Annotated in this window: 14 protein-coding genes; 11 read left to right on the plus strand and 3 right to left on the minus strand. The window is 43.3% G+C overall.

Annotation, left to right across the window (positions count from 1 at the left end; all coding sequences use genetic code 11):
• Window positions 1-78: 78 nt before the first annotated feature.
• Window positions 79-1,311, minus strand: coding sequence for a glutamine-hydrolyzing carbamoyl-phosphate synthase small subunit (gene carA, locus M0221_RS04350; RefSeq protein WP_483284460.1), 1,233 nt, complete (start codon window positions 1,309-1,311; stop codon window positions 79-81).
• Between the two features lie 400 nt (window positions 1,312-1,711).
• A complete protein-coding gene (locus M0221_RS04355) occupies window positions 1,712-2,281 on the minus strand; it encodes a phosphatase PAP2 family protein (protein WP_483284461.1) in 570 nt (189 codons plus the stop codon).
• Window positions 2,282-2,455: 174 nt separating this feature from the next.
• On the opposite strand from M0221_RS04355, the gene M0221_RS04360 reads away from it, so the two are divergent.
• From M0221_RS04360 to ppnP, 4 genes are all read left to right on the plus strand, one after another.
• Window positions 2,456-2,992 carry a gamma carbonic anhydrase family protein gene (locus tag M0221_RS04360; protein ID WP_133105339.1) on the plus strand — a complete coding sequence of 179 codons (537 nt, stop codon included), beginning with the start codon at window positions 2,456-2,458 and terminating at the stop codon, window positions 2,990-2,992.
• Window positions 2,993-3,078: 86 nt separating this feature from the next.
• Window positions 3,079-3,786 (plus strand): HAD family hydrolase, encoded by a 708-nt coding sequence (locus M0221_RS04365; RefSeq protein WP_483284462.1) that lies wholly within the window; start codon window positions 3,079-3,081, stop codon window positions 3,784-3,786.
• Window positions 3,787-3,879: 93 nt separating this feature from the next.
• Window positions 3,880-4,975, plus strand: a protein-coding gene (gene prfB, locus M0221_RS04370) for a peptide chain release factor 2 (protein ID WP_149408744.1) whose coding sequence is annotated in 2 segments (ribosomal slippage) — window positions 3,880-3,951 and window positions 3,953-4,975 — 1,095 coding nt in all. Because the reading frame shifts where the segments join, the coding sequence is not laid out codon by codon here.
• 56 nt (window positions 4,976-5,031) lie between these two features.
• A complete protein-coding gene (ppnP, locus tag M0221_RS04375) occupies window positions 5,032-5,316 on the plus strand; it encodes a pyrimidine/purine nucleoside phosphorylase (protein WP_483284463.1) in 285 nt (94 codons plus the stop codon).
• A gap of 113 nt (window positions 5,317-5,429) precedes the next feature.
• On the opposite strand, the gene M0221_RS04380 is transcribed toward ppnP, so the two are convergent.
• Window positions 5,430-5,906 (minus strand): GNAT family N-acetyltransferase, encoded by a 477-nt coding sequence (locus tag M0221_RS04380; RefSeq protein ID WP_483284464.1) that lies wholly within the window; start codon window positions 5,904-5,906, stop codon window positions 5,430-5,432.
• A 174-nt stretch (window positions 5,907-6,080) separates the two neighbouring features.
• Between M0221_RS04380 and M0221_RS04385 the strand changes: the two genes are divergently transcribed.
• The 7 genes from M0221_RS04385 to M0221_RS04415 all read left to right on the plus strand — a co-directional run bounded on the left by M0221_RS04385 (window position 6,081) and on the right by M0221_RS04415 (window position 16,881).
• Window positions 6,081-7,208, plus strand: coding sequence for a DNA topoisomerase IB (locus M0221_RS04385; protein WP_483284465.1), 1,128 nt, complete (start codon window positions 6,081-6,083; stop codon window positions 7,206-7,208).
• Window positions 7,209-7,410: 202 nt separating this feature from the next.
• A complete protein-coding gene (locus M0221_RS04390; RefSeq protein WP_483284466.1) occupies window positions 7,411-9,150 on the plus strand; it encodes an AMP-binding protein in 1,740 nt (579 codons plus the stop codon).
• Window positions 9,151-9,237: 87 nt separating this feature from the next.
• A complete protein-coding gene (locus M0221_RS04395; RefSeq protein ID WP_483284467.1) occupies window positions 9,238-10,029 on the plus strand; it encodes an SDR family NAD(P)-dependent oxidoreductase in 792 nt (263 codons plus the stop codon).
• A 202-nt stretch (window positions 10,030-10,231) separates the two neighbouring features.
• Window positions 10,232-10,723: a L,D-transpeptidase family protein gene (locus tag M0221_RS04400; RefSeq protein WP_483284468.1), complete on the plus strand. Its 492-nt coding sequence runs from the start codon at window positions 10,232-10,234 to the stop codon at window positions 10,721-10,723.
• Window positions 10,724-10,966: 243 nt separating this feature from the next.
• Window positions 10,967-13,564, plus strand: coding sequence for an ATP-dependent chaperone ClpB (clpB, locus tag M0221_RS04405; RefSeq protein ID WP_483284469.1), 2,598 nt, complete (start codon window positions 10,967-10,969; stop codon window positions 13,562-13,564).
• A 202-nt stretch (window positions 13,565-13,766) separates the two neighbouring features.
• A complete protein-coding gene (locus M0221_RS04410; RefSeq protein WP_483284470.1) occupies window positions 13,767-14,990 on the plus strand; it encodes a PQQ-dependent sugar dehydrogenase in 1,224 nt (407 codons plus the stop codon).
• Window positions 14,991-15,231: 241 nt separating this feature from the next.
• Window positions 15,232-16,881 (plus strand): BCCT family transporter, encoded by a 1,650-nt coding sequence (locus M0221_RS04415; RefSeq protein WP_483284471.1) that lies wholly within the window; start codon window positions 15,232-15,234, stop codon window positions 16,879-16,881.
• The last annotated feature ends 129 nt before the right edge of the window (window positions 16,882-17,010 follow it).

Raw genomic sequence — 17,010 nt, forward strand, 5'->3', positions numbered from 1 at the left:
GCTTATCGTGTCTGGCATGGTGTAGCTTGAATCACCATCTGTGCTTCAAGCTTTATACTTATTATTTATGGCTAGGGATTAAGCTTTCGCTGCTGCCATCATATCGGCAAATTTATCAAACAATGGCGCAGCATCATGCGGGCCAGGGCTGGCTTCTGGGTGACCTTGGAAACTAAAGACTGGCTTATTGGTCAGCTCAATCCCTTGGTTGGTACCGTCAAATAATGAGCGATGGGTCGATTTAACATTGGCAGGCAGCGTGTCTTCATCAACCGCAAAACCATGGTTTTGACTGGTAATCATAACCGTGCCAGTTGCCAAGTCTTGTACCGGATGGTTGGCACCATGATGACCGGTTTTCATTTTGATGGTTTTTGCACCGCTGGCAAGACCAATCAGCTGATGACCTAAGCAGATACCAAAGGTTGGAATCTCTGTTTCTTCAATGATGTGACGTACCGCATCGATAGCGTAATCACAGGCAGCAGGGTCACCAGGACCATTTGATAAGAAGATACCGTCTGGATTCATCGCGAGGACATCTGCGATAGGCGTTTGTGCTGGCACGACAGTGACATGACAACCGCGGTCAACGAGCATACGTAGGATATTGGTTTTGCTACCGAAGTCGTAGGCGACAACATTGTATTTTGCTTCGATGTGCGTGCCCAAATGCTTAAAGAAGCCGCCTGTACCGCTATCATGGCTACCAGCTACATCACGGTTGAGTAGGGTGTCTGATAAATCCCAGCTACCGGCTGTCCATTCAAATATCGTCGGTGTACAGCATTCTTTTGCCAAGTCCATACCTTCGATACCAGCAAATTCTTGCGCCAGTTTGATGGCTTGCTGTTCATCTTCGCTGCTAATTGTTGTACCGTTAGAAGCGGTCATGATACAGCCGTTTTGTGCACCTTTATCACGTAGTAGGCGGGTCAATTGACGGGTATCAATATCAGCAATGGCGACGGTATTATGGCTCTGTAAATAATCAGTCAGTGATTGAGAGTTGCGGAAGTTTGAGGTTACCATGGTCGCATCGCGGATGATAAGACCTTCAGCCCATACTTGATGACCATTACCAGACTCGACATCTTCAGCGTTGGTGCCGGTATTGCCAATATGCGGATAGGTAAGCGTGACCAGTTGGCGCGCGTAACTTGGGTCAGTTAGGATTTCTTGATACCCTGTCATGGCTGTATTAAATACCACCTCACCGACACGATGACCAAGACTACCGATACTCAAACCGCGAAAAATCGTACCGTCTGCTAGTGCCAAAATTGCTTGTATTTCTGCCGATGAATTCAAGGGTTGCCTCCGCTGTTATTAGTGAGTGCTGTGCTGTTTTTTGGTTAAAATAAAGCGCTGCTTTTTTGATTATTGCTATTTAACTGCGGCTAAATAACCATAATAAAAGAGACAGCGCCAAAATTTTTCCACAAAAAAGCGAGAAGACATCATAGATGAAAAGGTACAGGATTCACTAGGTGGTGAATAAGTAACTTACATCATGTCCGCTCGCTTTGGCACAGATTTTGCGCATTATACTAGAGTTTTGCACTAAGGGCTAGCATCTTAAGCTGATGCTTGACTAATAAATTTAAGATGTTTCTTATTTAACCTTCAATCATGAGCAGCCATAGTAGATTTGGCTATAGGTAGTGACTAGGAGGTGATATAAATAGGTATGAAGACTAGGATTTATTGATCAAAAGTTATAATGTACTGATAAGCCATAATAATCTGGCGATAAGTTGGTGGCGATATGCAGCTGGTCATCTTGATAGCTTTTCGTCAGATACATACTGCTCGCCATACCTAAGGCAGCGCCTGCCAATACATCGACAGTATCATGCTCATCGGCTTCAATGCGGCTATAAGCCACAAAACCTGCGCCAATATAGGCAGGAACACTATATTTTAGTCCATAGCGTTTATGAATAAAGCTGGCTCCCTGAAAGGCTCTTGAGGTATGACCAGATGGATAAGAATCATCATCGCTGCCATCTGGGCGCTCTTTACTAATCACAGATTTTAGGGCATAAGTGGCTGCAACATTGGTTGCAAATGAATAATAAAATTGCTCTCGTCCCTCTTTATCATCCATATAATAAGTGCTACCGTAAGCAACTGCTGGTATAGCGAAAGATAGAATGTCACCCGCCTTGTCGATATTATCGCTACTACTGGCGTGAGCTGGCATAGCGACAAGCAAGCTGCTCGATAATAAAAAACTACTGGGTAATAAAATGATAGCGGAAGCGTTTTTGCTGATCATTGCGGCAATCCTAAAGAGGGTTTATAGGGCAGATGAAGGAAAACCGCATTATACTACAAATGCTTGCTCCTAAATTCAGCGCTCACATATTTACAGGTCAGTTTTATAGCCGATATCTGTCTCAACTACATTTATTAATAATAACAACTGAATAAAACCTATCAAGGATAGAGTATGATTTATCAATATTTAGACAAAGTGCCTACATTCGCTGTACCCTTTAATGGTTGGGTTGCAGACTCAGCACGCGTGATAGGCGACGTGTATTTGGGTCATCAGTCAAGCGTCTGGTTTGGCGCGGTGATTCGTGGTGACAACGAGCGCATCCATATCGGTGACTATACTAACGTGCAAGAAAACAGTGTTATTCATACTGATGCTGGTATCGAGGTAAAAATCGGTAATCATGTCACCATTGGTCATTTAGCGATGCTGCATGGCTGCGAAATCGGTGATAATAGCTTGATTGGCATTGGCGCGGTCATTTTGAATAATGCCAAAATCGGCAAAAACTGTATTATCGGTGCCAAAGCCTTGGTCACCGAAGGTAAAGAGATACCAGATAATTCTCTCGTTGTGGGTGCTCCTGCAAAAGTGGTGAAAACATTGACAGATGAACAGGCAGTCATGATGAAACTGTCAGCACTACACTATAGCGATCGTTGTCAGAAGTTTAAAACGGGTCTTAGAGAGATTGAGCAACCAGAATAAGTTGCTAATTAACAATCACTAGTCAACAGTTACTAACGACCGATTACTATTAATTATTATCAATTGTCATTAATGAGTATTTTATTATGAGCACGCCAAGCATTGTCAGCCAGACTGTCTCACGCACGTTAGCGCTATTTGATTTAGACCATACTTTGCTCGATGTCGATAGCGACTACTTATGGGGCGAATATATCGTCAAGCATAATTTTGTCGACGAAGCCGAGTATCGCACTGCCAACCAGAAATTTTATAATGATTATATTGAAGGTACGCTTGATGCGACGGAATATAACGAGTTTGTGGCACAGTTTTTAAGCAGCTTACCAATGGATAGGTTGCATGAGCTGCGAGAAGATTATATTAAAAGTGAAATCGAGCCGCACATCCGCCCAAAAGCGATGGAAGTCCTGTGTCAACATGTTGAAGCAGGTCACGATGTGGTGATTATTTCAGCGACCAATGACTTTGTCGTTTCGGCGATTGCTAAGCGTTTTGGGATTGAAGACGGCAATGTGCTCTCAACGCCACTTGAAATAAAGGATGAGCGCTATACGGGTAAATTGACCGATAAGCCAAACTTTAAAGAAGGTAAAATTTATCATTTGGATAAATGGATTGGCAAACAGCAGCTGGCAGGTATTAATTTTGGCAAGACTTATGCGTATTCAGACTCCAAAAATGATATTCCTTTACTAGAGTGGGCAGATGTGGCGATTTGTGTGTCACCTGATGATGCGCTACATGCTCATGCGTTGTCGCATCGCTGGGCGGTTGAGGATTGGTCAATTTAAAAGATGAAAATAGCGGCTAAAATTAGCCAAACATTTCACCCAAATCTCATTTAAAATAGCGCCATCGTATTTTTAAAACAGACAGGAACCCTTATGGAAATCAATCCGTATCAAGAACGAATTAAAGATTTATCAGAGCGTGGGCAGGACTTGCGGAGGTATCTTTGACTTCGATGGTAAGCAAGAACGCTTAGAAGAAGTCAATTTAGAGTTAGAAAATCCCGAGCTATGGAATGATCCAGAGCGTGCGACCAAGATTAATAAAGAAAAAAGTCAGCTTGATGGTGTGATTGATGTGGTGGTTTCGCTTGAAACCACATTGGAAGATGCGTCTGCCATGCTGGAGCTGGCGGTAGAAGCAGAGGATGAATCCTTGCTGGCGGATGTGCAAGCCGAATTAGATAACGCTGAAAAGCGCGTTGCCGATTTAGAGTTTCGCCGGATGTTTAGCGGTGAGATGGACCCAAATAATTGCTACTTGGACATCCAGTCAGGTAGTGGGGGTACAGAGGCGCAAGATTGGGCAGAAATGCTACTGCGTATGTATACGCGCTGGGCGGAAGCGCATGGTTTTAAAGTGGACGTTATTGAAGTATCATCAGGTAGCGTCGCTGGTATTAAATCGGCCACGATTGAGATTAAAGGGGATTACGCTTTTGGTTGGTTACGTACCGAAATCGGCGTCCATCGCTTAGTGCGTAAGTCACCATTTGATAGCAATAACGGTCGTCATACCTCATTTGCCGCCGTTTTTGTGTCGCCTGAAATTGATGATAATATCGAAATTGATATAAATCCAGCAGATTTGCGTATCGATACCTATCGCTCTTCTGGCGCAGGTGGTCAGCACGTAAACACCACCGATTCTGCGGTACGTATCACCCACGAGCCAAGTGGCGTAGTGGTCACTTGTCAGAACGAGCGTAGCCAGCATGGTAATAAAGCGACGGCGATGAAAATGCTACGTGCTAAGCTCTATGAGCTAGAGATGCAAAAGCGTATGGAATCCCAGCAAGCGGTTGAAGATGGCAAGTCCGACGTCGGTTGGGGCAGTCAAATTCGCTCTTATGTGCTTGATGATTCACGTATCAAAGACTTGCGTACTGGCGTTGAAACTTTTAACACTGGTGCGGTACTCGATGGCGACCTCGATCAATTTATCGAAGCAAGTCTAAAAGCTGGACTGTAAAAATAGAATATAAAGACAGATTTAAAATATCAATCAACACTTAATTAAGGAAAATTATGCCAAGCGTTAATAATTATTTTGAAAACAAAGTGACTTCTATCGCCTTGCAAACCGCAACTAAACCTGCGACTGTCGGTGTAATGGAAATTGGTGAATACGAATTTGGCACCAGCGAATTTGAAACCATGTCAGTCGTTAGCGGTGCCTTGACGGTCAAGCTGCCAGAGAGTGATGAGTGGCAAACCTTTAATGCAGGTGAGCAATTTACCATTGACGCCAACCAAAAGTTTCAAGTAAAAGTGGAAGTTGAGTCTGCTTATTTATGTACTTACGGTAAATAGCCATTTCCCATATGAGTACAGTCGTCAAAAAAACGCCAAGTTAATGCTTGGCGTTTTTTTATGAGTACTTTATTCTCCGACTAATTTCAAAAAATAAAACAAGCCAATACAATCTATAAGTTCTTACGGTATTGCACCATATCTGTTTGAGTGGCGATTGTGTCATAGAGTTTGCGCGCTGTGGTGTTTCCCTCTTGGGTTGTCCAATAAACGCGGTTGCAGTTTTGCTGGCGGGCAAACTCATAAACCTGTTCAATCAATGCACGTCCTACGCCTTGCCCGCGCACAGATTGATCCACGTATAAATCCTCTAAGTAGCAGCATTCAGTGCTATTCCAAGTATTGGGGTGTAGCACCACATGCGTGATACCTACCAACTTGTCGTCTTGCCAAGCACCAAAACCATAAATCGGCACATTACTATCGAGCAAACTGTGCCACGTTGCATTCGTCGTTTCTAATGGCAAGCTGCTCTCATAAAACGTCAGATAGCTTTGCCATAGGCTTAACCAAGCATCGTAATCACTTTTAGATAATGGCATTATTTTTAAAGAGCCATTAGTTGGATTTATAGGAGTGGCGTTTGTCATATTAATGGTGTCTTTAGTTAGTTTGTCTTAAATTATGCCGTAGCGCCCAAAATCTACAAGCCATTTATCGGTTTTATTTTACACAGCATTACACATTGTCCATGGCAAGTACACAGCAATGATAATGGCGGTTGATTATGCTAAAACAACGATATTAGCAAATGAGTATTTTTTATGGCGAAGTCAAATCAACCAAGCAATATACAAGATGTGCGCCATGATTATGAGCACTTGGCGAGCCTCGCGAACTTACGTTATGTCAGCGATAACGATCCTGGATATGGGCGTCGGCGTTCTGGACGTGGCTTTACTTATCGAGATGCCACTGGCAAAACGGTCAAAGATAAAGCCTTGCGTCAGCGCTTTGATGCTTTGGTCATACCGCCGATGTGGTCAGAGGTTTGGATATGCCAAGATGATAAAGGACATCTACAATCGACAGGTCGAGATGATAAAGCGCGTAAGCAGTATTTATATCATTCAGAGTGGGATCGGGTACGTGATCAAGCCAAGTTTAATGCCATGATAGGTTTTGCTGAAGCGTTGCCCAATCTGCGTGCGCAAGTTGAAAAAGATTTAGAAGCCAAACCCTTATCACGTGACAATGTGTTGGCCGCAGTGGTCAAACTACTTGAGACCACCTTGATTCGTATCGGTAATAGTCGTTACGCCAAGCTCAATAAAAGTTATGGTTTAAGCACGTTACGCAGTAAACATGTCAGCGAAACGGATACTGGACTGGCATTTGACTTTGTCGGTAAAAGTGCCAAAGAGCATCATATAGAATTGCAAGATGAGCGTTTGATTGACATCATTCAAGCGTGCTCTGAGCTGCCCGGTTATCAAGTATTCAAATACTTAGATGAAGAGGGCAATAAGCAAGTCGTTGATAGCGCTGATATCAATGATTATCTGCGTACGCATACCTGTGGTAATGAGTGTGAAAGTTATAGCGGCAATTTATACAGTGCAAAAGACTTTCGTACTTGGATGGCAAGTGTATTGGCAGCAAGCTACCTTTATGATGAGCTGCAAACCAAATCTGGTAAATTGATTTTAGCCACTGCGCCTGATAGTAAGGAGCGTCAGCAACTGGTAACTGATATGGTAAAAAGCGTCGCCGATGAGCTCGGCAATACCCCAACGGTCTGTCGATCTTCTTATATCAATCCTATTATTATCCAGCAGTTTTTAGCAGGGGAGTTTTTTGAGCTTTATAAACAAGCGCGCCGTGGACGTACCAAACGGCATCAAAGCTGTGAAGAAAAGGCGTTCCTTGGGTTTTTGAGCGCGCGACAGTAAACCATTACTAAGTAACTGTTTTTAGAGAATAATAAAAATGATACGTTATGTATTGAAATAAGTATAAAAATACGTTACTAATAGAGCATGTGCCATTTAAGATGTTTAAACGGTTGATAAAATATAGCTGTTTTACGATTTATTCTATTATTTCTAATTCTCTGATTTTGTCAGTGATTCTCGATTGCTAAAGGATTAGCTTATGAATACCTCTCCTTCAAGTACTACCTCTTTAAACACCCCTTCAAATCATGCTGTAAATACCTCACAGGCGCTAACGAGTTATAGTGACTATTATAATAATTTTGATATGAACGCATTACTGACAGAGATATTTGGTGAAAATGTAGATGACCGTTTAAACGCCTATATGGCGTGCTGTGGACGTCATGTACGTGACGGTCGCGGTGATAATATTGCGCTAGTTCATGAAGATACGGCTGGCAATGTCACGCGTATGAGCTTTGCTGAGCTTGATAAAGCAAGTGCACAGGTTGCCAGTTTACTACTTTCTTATGGCGTGCAAGCGGGTGACCAAGTGGCAACTATGCTACCGCGTACCCCTGAGTTACTCACCATTGTATTAGCCACTTGGCGGATTGGCGCAGTCTATCAACCGCTGTTTACCGCCTTTGGTTATGATTCGATTAAGTATCGAATGGACAAAGCTAATACTAAAGTTGTTTTTACCAATCAAGACAATCGTGGCAAGTTTGACGACTTGGCGAAGCAAACCAAAATGGTGTTGGTTGGTAGCAAGGTAGATGCGCAAAGCTGGGGTGATGATAACTATGCTGACAAGATATCAAAGCAGCCACAAACTATAGAATCAGTGTTACTAAATACCAATGCACCATTTTTACAGATGTTTACCTCGGGTACGGTTGGTAAGTCAAAAGGCGTTAGTGTGCCACTAAGCGCACTTTCGGCTTTTTATCTGTACATGCATTATGCAATTGACCTGCGCGCGGATGACAACTACTGGAATATGGCAGATCCAGGCTGGGCGTATGGGTTATATTATGCGATTACTGGACCTCTATTGATGGGTGTCACCACCTATTTTAATGAAGCGGGCTTTGACGCTGCTAATACCCGCGACTTTATGGTACGCCATAAAATTAGCAATTTGGCGTCCTCGCCAACTGCATTTCGGATGATGAAATCGAGTGGCGTGTTTGAAGCTGCTCACAATGACAATAGTAATGATAATGATAATGAGGCTAAACTATCACTGCGCTGTGCCAATTCAGCAGGCGAGACCTTAAATACCGAAGTGGTCAACTGGGTTGAAACCTATTTAAACTGTAAAGTTTGTGATCAGTACGGACAGACAGAAACGGGTATGACCTGCTGTGAGCATCATGCGTTAGCACATGAGTGCCCAGTTGGCTCGATGGGTATGGCGCTACCGGGGCATACACTCGTTGTGTTAGATGATGATATGAATATATTACCTGATGGCGAGCAAGGACAGCTTGCTGTAGTGGTCAGTCAATCGCCAGCATTTTATTTTCGCGGCTATAGCTGGAACGAAAAAGACGCCTTCTCTGATGACTATTATTTAACAGGTGATGTGGTTGAGCGTCATAGTGATGGCAGCTATTGGTTTTCAGGGCGTGATGATGACATTATCATTACGGCAGGCTACCGAGTTGGACCAACCGATGTCGAAAACACAGTGCTTGAGCATGAGGCAGTCGCAGAGTCAGCGGCAGTTGGCGTGCCAGATGAAGTGCGTGGTCACACCATCAAGTCTTATGTGGTGCTAAAAGATGGTATCAAAGGCACAGACGAGATTGCTAAAGAGATTCAAGACTTGGTACGCAGGCGTCTATCAACTCACGCTTATCCACGTGAGGTTGAGTTTGTGAAAGAGTTGCCAAAAACCCCAAGTGGTAAAATTCAGCGCTTTTTGCTGCGCAGTTTATCTGCGGCTTAATAAAGCAATGCATTTATATCGTCAGGTTAAGATAAAAATCGATAACTGATAAAAATAACAGTAAAAATATTAATAAAAGGAAAAATTATGCAAATTGAACAACACAGCTTTTTGGTCACGGGCGGTGCGTCAGGCCTAGGTGAGTCGGTAGTGCGTGCTATCGTCGCTCAAGGCGGCAAGGTTGTCATCGCTGATCTTAATGAGTCGACGGGGCAGGCACTGGTTGATGAATTGGGTGACCATGCTCGTTTTGTACGCTGTGATGTGACCAGTGGCGATGAGGTGCAAGCGGCTGTGGATATGGCTGAAAGCGACTTTGGCGGCTTACAAGGTTCTATCAACTGTGCAGGTATCGCTGTTGTACAGAAGCTCTTAGATCGTGAAAACAATCCGGCAGATCTCGATGCTTTTAGTCGCGGCGTCAATATTAATCTTGTCGGTTCTTTTAACGTGGCGCGTTTGGTGGCAGCCAGTATTGCGAAGCGTGTAGCTAATGCCAATAACGCAGACAGCTCCGTAGAGAAGAACGCTGACAACGGCATCATTATTAATACGGCTTCTATCGCCGCTTTTGATGGGCAAGTAGGGCAAGCAAGCTATTCATCGTCAAAAGCAGGTGTCGTCGGTCTGACTTTACCGCTAGCACGTGAGCTGGCACGTCATGGTATTCGCGTGATTACCATCGCACCTGGCGTCTTTGCCACACCGATGATGGAGACCATTCCTGAAAAAGCGCGCGAACAACTAGAGGCGGGCGTACCTTATCCTAAGCGCTTGGGTAATCCTAATGAGTTTGCCAAATTGGTCATGCACATCATTGATAATGCCTATCTCAATGGCGAAGTGATTCGTTTGGATGGCGCGATTCGTATGGTGTAATAGAATGCTAAGAATTTAATATCGCAGTTTTAAGTCTCACTCGTACAACTCGCACAACGCTTGGCATGGTTTTTTGCTATCTTATAGATAATAATTTTATTTATTAATAATAAGAAGCAATACCATGCCATTTTTTCGTGCAGATTTTAGTCAGTATCTTGTTTGGTTAGTAAGCGCAATAAGTCTTAGCCTCGTGACTCTCATGAGTACCAATGCCGCGCCAAACATACAAAATACTTCAAAATCTACCCCCTCTATTCCTGATACTGCCATTATCGACAAAGTTTTCGTTGATAAATCAGCGCGTGTTCTGCAGTTATTAAGTGATGACACTGTTATCAATTCTTATCATATAGCGCTTGGTGGCAATCCTATTGGTCACAAGCAGCAGCAGGGTGATAAGCGTAGCCCATCAGGTTCTTATACACTCGATTATAAGAATGATAAATCCAAATTTTATCGCTCTATTCACGTAAGTTATCCTAATGCGGCTGATAAGGCACATGCTAAGAAGATGGGCGTCAATCCGGGCGGTGATATTATGATTCATGGTCAAAAGAACGGTTCTGGACATCTGGCGTCGGTCAATCAATTACGCGATTGGACCGAGGGCTGTATTGCCGTCACTGATGAAGAGATGGACGAAATCATGGCGATGGTCAAGGTCGGTACCGCTATTGAAATCGTAGAATGAAAATCTTAAATAAGCGGTATCCGTAGATGCATTTTTTTCTAAAATTGAATGAATTATATATTGAGTGTAATCACGATTTAGTGACTTTATTTCAAGCAATTAATATCATTACTATTAATAAGGTTTTAGTACTGAGTAGGTTGAAATTCCTCTCTATATACCGCATATATAAAAGCAGACGAAGGCAAGTGAACAGCATAAGTTTGCTGCCTAAGAATATATAAATGATAAAAGGATACTACTATGAGATTTGAGAAATTTACCCAAAAACTGCAATCTGCCATTCAAGAAGCACAAAGTTTGGCGTTAGGGCGTGACCATACGGGAATAGACCCTGTGCATTTGCTAGCAGTCTTGCTACAAGATGAGTCTAATTTGTCTATCTGCCAACAAGCGGGCGCGTCTATCCCTGCGCTAAAAAATGGCGTGGCAAAAGCGCTCGACAACCAAGCAACGATTAGTGAGCCAACAGGAGACGTTAATCTAAACCCAAATTCAGTCAAAATTCTGAACTTGGCAGACCGCCAAGCACAAAAAGAAGGTGATGATTTTATCGCCACCGAATGGGTAATGTTGGCACTGGCTGAACAAGGCGATACCAAAAAGATATTTGAAAGTGCGGGTGTTACAGCCAATAAATTGAAAGCCGTGATTGAGCAATTACGCGGTGACGATACCGTGAATAATCAAAACGCCGAAGATCAGCGTGATGCCCTCAATAAATATACGATCAACTTAACGGAGCAAGCAGAGCTAGGTAAGCTTGATCCAGTGATTGGTCGTGATGAAGAGATTCGCCGTACCATTCAGGTGTTGTCTCGCCGTACCAAAAATAACCCTGTGCTCATTGGTGACCCGGGTGTTGGTAAAACGGCCATTGTAGAAGGCTTGGCACAAAAAATTATCAATGGTGATGTGCCAGAAGGTTTACGTCGCAAAGAAGTGCTGTCGTTGGACTTGGGTGCGTTAATTGCTGGTGCAAAATTCCGTGGTGAGTTCGAAGAGCGACTTAAAGCCGTACTGAGTGACTTATCGAAGCAAGAAGGCAACGTTATCCTATTCATCGATGAGCTACATACGTTAGTTGGGGCAGGTAAAGCAGATGGCGCGATGGACGCTGGGAATATGCTCAAACCAGCGCTTGCTCGCGGTGAGCTGCACTGCGTCGGTGCGACGACTTTAGATGAATATCGTAAGTATATTGAAAAAGATGCAGCACTTGAGCGTCGTTTCCAAAAAGTATTGGTCGATGAGCCAACGGTCGAAGACACTATTGCGATATTGCGTGGTCTCAAAGAGCGCTATGAGCTGCATCATGGAGTCGATATCCAAGACAGTGCCATCATCGCTGCTGCTCGTATGAGTCATCGTTATATCACTGATCGCAAGTTACCGGATAAGGCGATTGACTTGATTGATGAAGCCGCGAGTCGTTTACGGATGGAGATGGACAGCAAACCTGAATCGCTTGGCAAACTCGATAGTCGTCTGATTCAGCTAAAAATGCAGCGCGAAGTACTCAAAAATGAAGAAGATGCTGGCGCGCAAGCAGAGCGTAAAGTGCTTGATGCACAAATTGAAGAGTTAGAGAAAGAATACGCTGATCTTAATGAGATTTGGCAAGCAGAAAAAGCTTTGGTCAAAGGCAGTCAGCAGCTAAAAGACGAGCTGGACAAAGCGCGTATTGCTTATGATAAAGCCAGTCGTGAAGGCGATTATGAGACCATGAGTAAGCTACAATACGAGACGATTCCGCAGTTAGAGCGCCGTATTCATGAGTCTGACTTGGCAGAGCAAAAAGAGCAGACTGGTGAAAATAGTGGTGTAAAACTGCTGCGTAACAAAGTCACGGATAATGAAATTGCTGAAGTCGTTGCTGCAGCAACGGGTATTCCAGTCAGTAAAATGATGCAAGGCGAACGTGATAAGATGCTGGCAATGGAAGAAAAACTCCATGAGCGCGTCATCGGTCAAGATGAAGCGGTCGAAGCAGTAGCCAATGCAGTACGTCGTAGTCGTGCTGGCTTGTCAGATCCGAATCGTCCTTCTGGTTCATTCTTATTCTTAGGACCTACGGGTGTTGGTAAGACTGAGTTAACAAAGTCGTTAGCAAACTTCTTATTCGATAGTGAGGATGCAATTGTTCGTATCGACATGAGTGAGTATATGGAGAAGCACAGTGTCAGCCGCTTGGTTGGTGCGCCTCCAGGATACGTCGGTTACGAAGAAGGTGGTGCCTTGACTGAAGCGGTACGTCGTAAGCCTTATAGTGTGATTTTGTTTGATGAAGTTGAAAAAGCGCATCCTGATGTGTTTAATATCTTGCTACAAGTGTTGGATGATGGTCGTTTGACCGATTCGCAAGGTCGCGTGGTCGACTTCAAAAACACCGTCATCATTATGACCAGTAACTTGGGCTCGCATAAAATCCAAGAAATGGTCGGCGAGAGCTACGAGGATATCAAAGCTGAAGTGATGGATTCAGTTGGGCAGCATTTCCGTCCAGAGTTTGTCAACCGTATCGATGAGATCGTGGTATTCCATCCACTAGGTATGTCGCAGATGGCAGGTATTGCTGCGATTCAGTTAAACCGCTTACGTCAGCGTTTATATGAGCGTGAGTTAGATATCGAGTTATCAGCAGAAGCGATGAATAAGCTGGTTGCGGTTGGTTATGATCCTGTTTATGGCGCGCGTCCACTCAAGCGTGCCATTCAGCAAGAGATTGAAAACCCATTGTCATTGAAGCTGCTGGCGGGTGACTTTGTTGCTGGTGATATCATCAAAGTCGATGTCGGTGTGGATGATAAGCTGACATTTGATAAGCTTAGAATGAGCTAATCGTTCATTTTAGCCCTTGATCCGAAAATAAGCCCCTTATTTGCCCATTTTTTATACAGGCAAGTAAGGGGTTTTTACTTTGTGCGCCATCATTATTTTTACTCTTGCCCTACTTAGATTATGTTATAAATAATCTAAGCTCTAATTATATAAATATAAAATTTATGGAGATAAAAGAATGATAATAATAAATAGGCAGTATATGAGTAAACCATTAACGTTACCGATAATTATCACAGCATTACTGTTTAGTACTTCTGCTTGTTCCAATCAATCTGCCACTGATACCAATGCCGATCTGGCAAAATATCAAGAAGCTGAAACCTCAGTAGCAGATGTTGCAAGTACGGACAAACCTGCCTTTACCACAAAAGACGTTGCCACCTTTGATGAGCCATGGGCAATGACTGCATTACCAAAAGTTGATAATAAACCATTAAGACTACTCGTAACACAAAAGACAGGTGAGTTATTTATAGTCAATACAGCGACTGGCGCTAAGACGGCCGTCGCGGGCATACCTAAAGTCGGTTATGGCGGACAAGGCGGTCTTGGCGATATTATCCTTGCGCCAGATTTTGCTACCTCTAATAATATATATCTTAGCTACGTTGAAGCAGGCAAAACTGCTGATAGTAATAAATTTGGTGCAAAAGTCATCAAAGCCAAGCTGTCAGGTTTGGATACTGATAAGCCAAGTTTGCGGGAAATTGCTCCAATTTGGGAGCAGATGCCAAAGGTAGACGGGCAAGGGCATTACAGTCATCGCTTAGTATTTTCTCCTGATGGGCAATATTTGTATATTAGCTCAGGCGAGCGTCAGGAAAAAACCCCTGCTCAAGACATGACTGTCAATTTGGGCAAAATAATACGGTTAAATACTGACGGCTCGATGCCAATGGACAATCCATTTGTGAGTAATAATGACATCGCTGCTCAATTTTGGAGCATAGGACATCGTAATGTACTCGGGATGGCATTCGATAGTAAAGGGCAGTTGTGGGCGCATGAAATGGGTCCACGAGGTGGCGATGAGTTCAATCTGATTGAAAAAGGTAAGAATTACGGCTGGCCAATCGTATCAAATGGTCGCAATTATTCTGGTGTCGATATTCCTGATCACAGTACGCGTCCTGAGCTTGAAGCCCCCAAAATCACATGGACACCAGTCATATCCCCTTCATCAATCAGTATGTATTCGACTGGTACACATGCTGATTTTCCTGCTTGGCAAGGCAATGCGCTGCTAAGCGGTTTATCCTCTAATGCATTGATAGTCGTTAATTTTGATGAAAATAATGGTGCGACTGAGCGCTATCGCTATGATATGGGCGAGCGTATTCGTAGTGTACTAGCCGTAGATGGGCAGGTTTGGGTGCTAGAAGACGGCAACGATGGTGATTTAGTGCAGTTGTTACCGCAGTAGCAATTTATCTCCACTATTCTTTTTACTTAAGAAAGATTGAACTTTTCTAACGAAGTTGATAAGCGGATGAATATAGAAATTACTGGCTAAGTTTCTGAGGTTTTACGGTATTGTGGTTTGCGTGACCAGAGAGTTTTGATTTATGTCTATCAATGAGAAAAGCGTAAATACTTAATTAAATTTGATAGTTGGCAGCTATCTTGTTAAGGTTACCTTCCTAAAAACTAAGGCTAACAAACAAATGGATCATGTAAAAGTTGGCAGGTTAGGCCCTTTTCCACGGGTGAGTAAACCTGTATTTATTACTTCAGCGTTACTTATCGTTGGATTTATCATCTTCGGTGCTTTCTTTACCGAGACCGCTGGCGCGCTATTTAGCTTTTTGCAGGACTTTATCACCGATAAGTTCGGCTGGATGTTTATTATATTAATGAACGTGGCGCTGGTTTTTTGTATTTATCTAGCGGCAAGTCGTTACGGCGACATACGTTTAGGTCAACAAACAGAGAAACCGCAGTACAGTCTGTTTTCTTGGATTGGCATGTTGTTCTCTGCTGGTATCGGTATTGGACTGGTATATTGGGGAACAGCTGAGCCCCTATACCACTTTATGGCACCGCCATTAGGTGAAGCTGAAACGGTAGAAGCTGCCAAGCAAGCTATGAGCATCTCATTTCTGCATTGGGGATTACATGCTTGGGCGATTTATACCATAGTGGCATTGGCACTGGCTTATTTTCACTTTCGCCGTGGACTGCCGCTATCTATCCGTTCGACGTTATACCCGCTAATAGGCGAGAAGATATATGGTCGCTGGGGTCATACAGTTGATATCCTAGCCGTATTCGGGACGATGTTTGGTGTGGTAACTTCCTTAGGTTTAGGGGTTATGCAGATCAATTCAGGTCTTGAAAATTTATTTGGTATACCAAACTCTTTAACTGTACAGTTTATTATTATTGCTTTTGTGACTGCATTGGCATGTGGCTCATTGATGCTCGGTCTTGATAAAGGTATCAAGCGCTTAAGTGACATCAATATGGGTTTTACAGGTGTGCTCTTAGCCTTTATGGTTATTTTAGGGCCAACCTTATTCATTTTTGATAGTTTCATAGAAAACATCGGTAATTATATCGTTGCTATGGTGCCGTTATCAACATGGGGCGAAGCTTATAGTAATACCGATTGGCAGAGTGGTTGGACGATCTTCTACTGGGCATGGTGGGTAAGTTGGGCACCATTTGTAGGCGTATTTATTGCCCGTATCAGTCGTGGTCGTACTATCCGTGAGTTTGTATTGGGTGTGCTATTGATTCCGATGGTAATTTTGTTCTTCTGGTTCACTACTTTTGGTGGTGTCGCTATCCATATGGAGCTTTTAGCGGCGCTTGATCCAGCTATGACCAGTCCAGGATTGGTAGAAGCGGTGCAAGCAGATTCGGGTAGCGCTATTTTTAAATTGGTTGAGTACTATCCATTTGCAAAACCAATTACTTTTCTTATCGTGATTATGATTGTCTTATGGTTCGTGACCTCATCGGATTCAGCAAGTTTCGTGATCGACATGTTGACGGCTGGTGGCGATACCAACCCACCCAAGATCCAACGTTTATTTTGGGCGTTGATGGAAGGTTTGATTGCCGCTATATTGTTAGCAGCAGGCGGACTAGGCGCATTGCAAGCCGCTGCTATTGTGGCTGGACTGCCATTTGCTTTGGTGATATTTGTCATGATGTATGCGTTACTTCGTGGCTTAAGCCGAGATCGATTGATACTGTATCGAGCTCAACAGCACTTTATTACTGAAGAATCTGCAGATCATAATTCAGCCAATGAGTTTACAGATGAGCATTTGTTGAAAGGCCCACCTAAAATTGTAAAGGGTGATTAATCAACGCGATGCTGATTAATAGTCATGAATTAGGGCTTAGATAAGCAACCTGTGATTAAGCGAAGAAAGATCAAGAGTGTGCTGACAGTCGTTTCAATCAATGATTGACAGCTCACTATATCTGTTTTT

The organism is Psychrobacter sp. ANT206 (genome assembly GCF_056880555.1).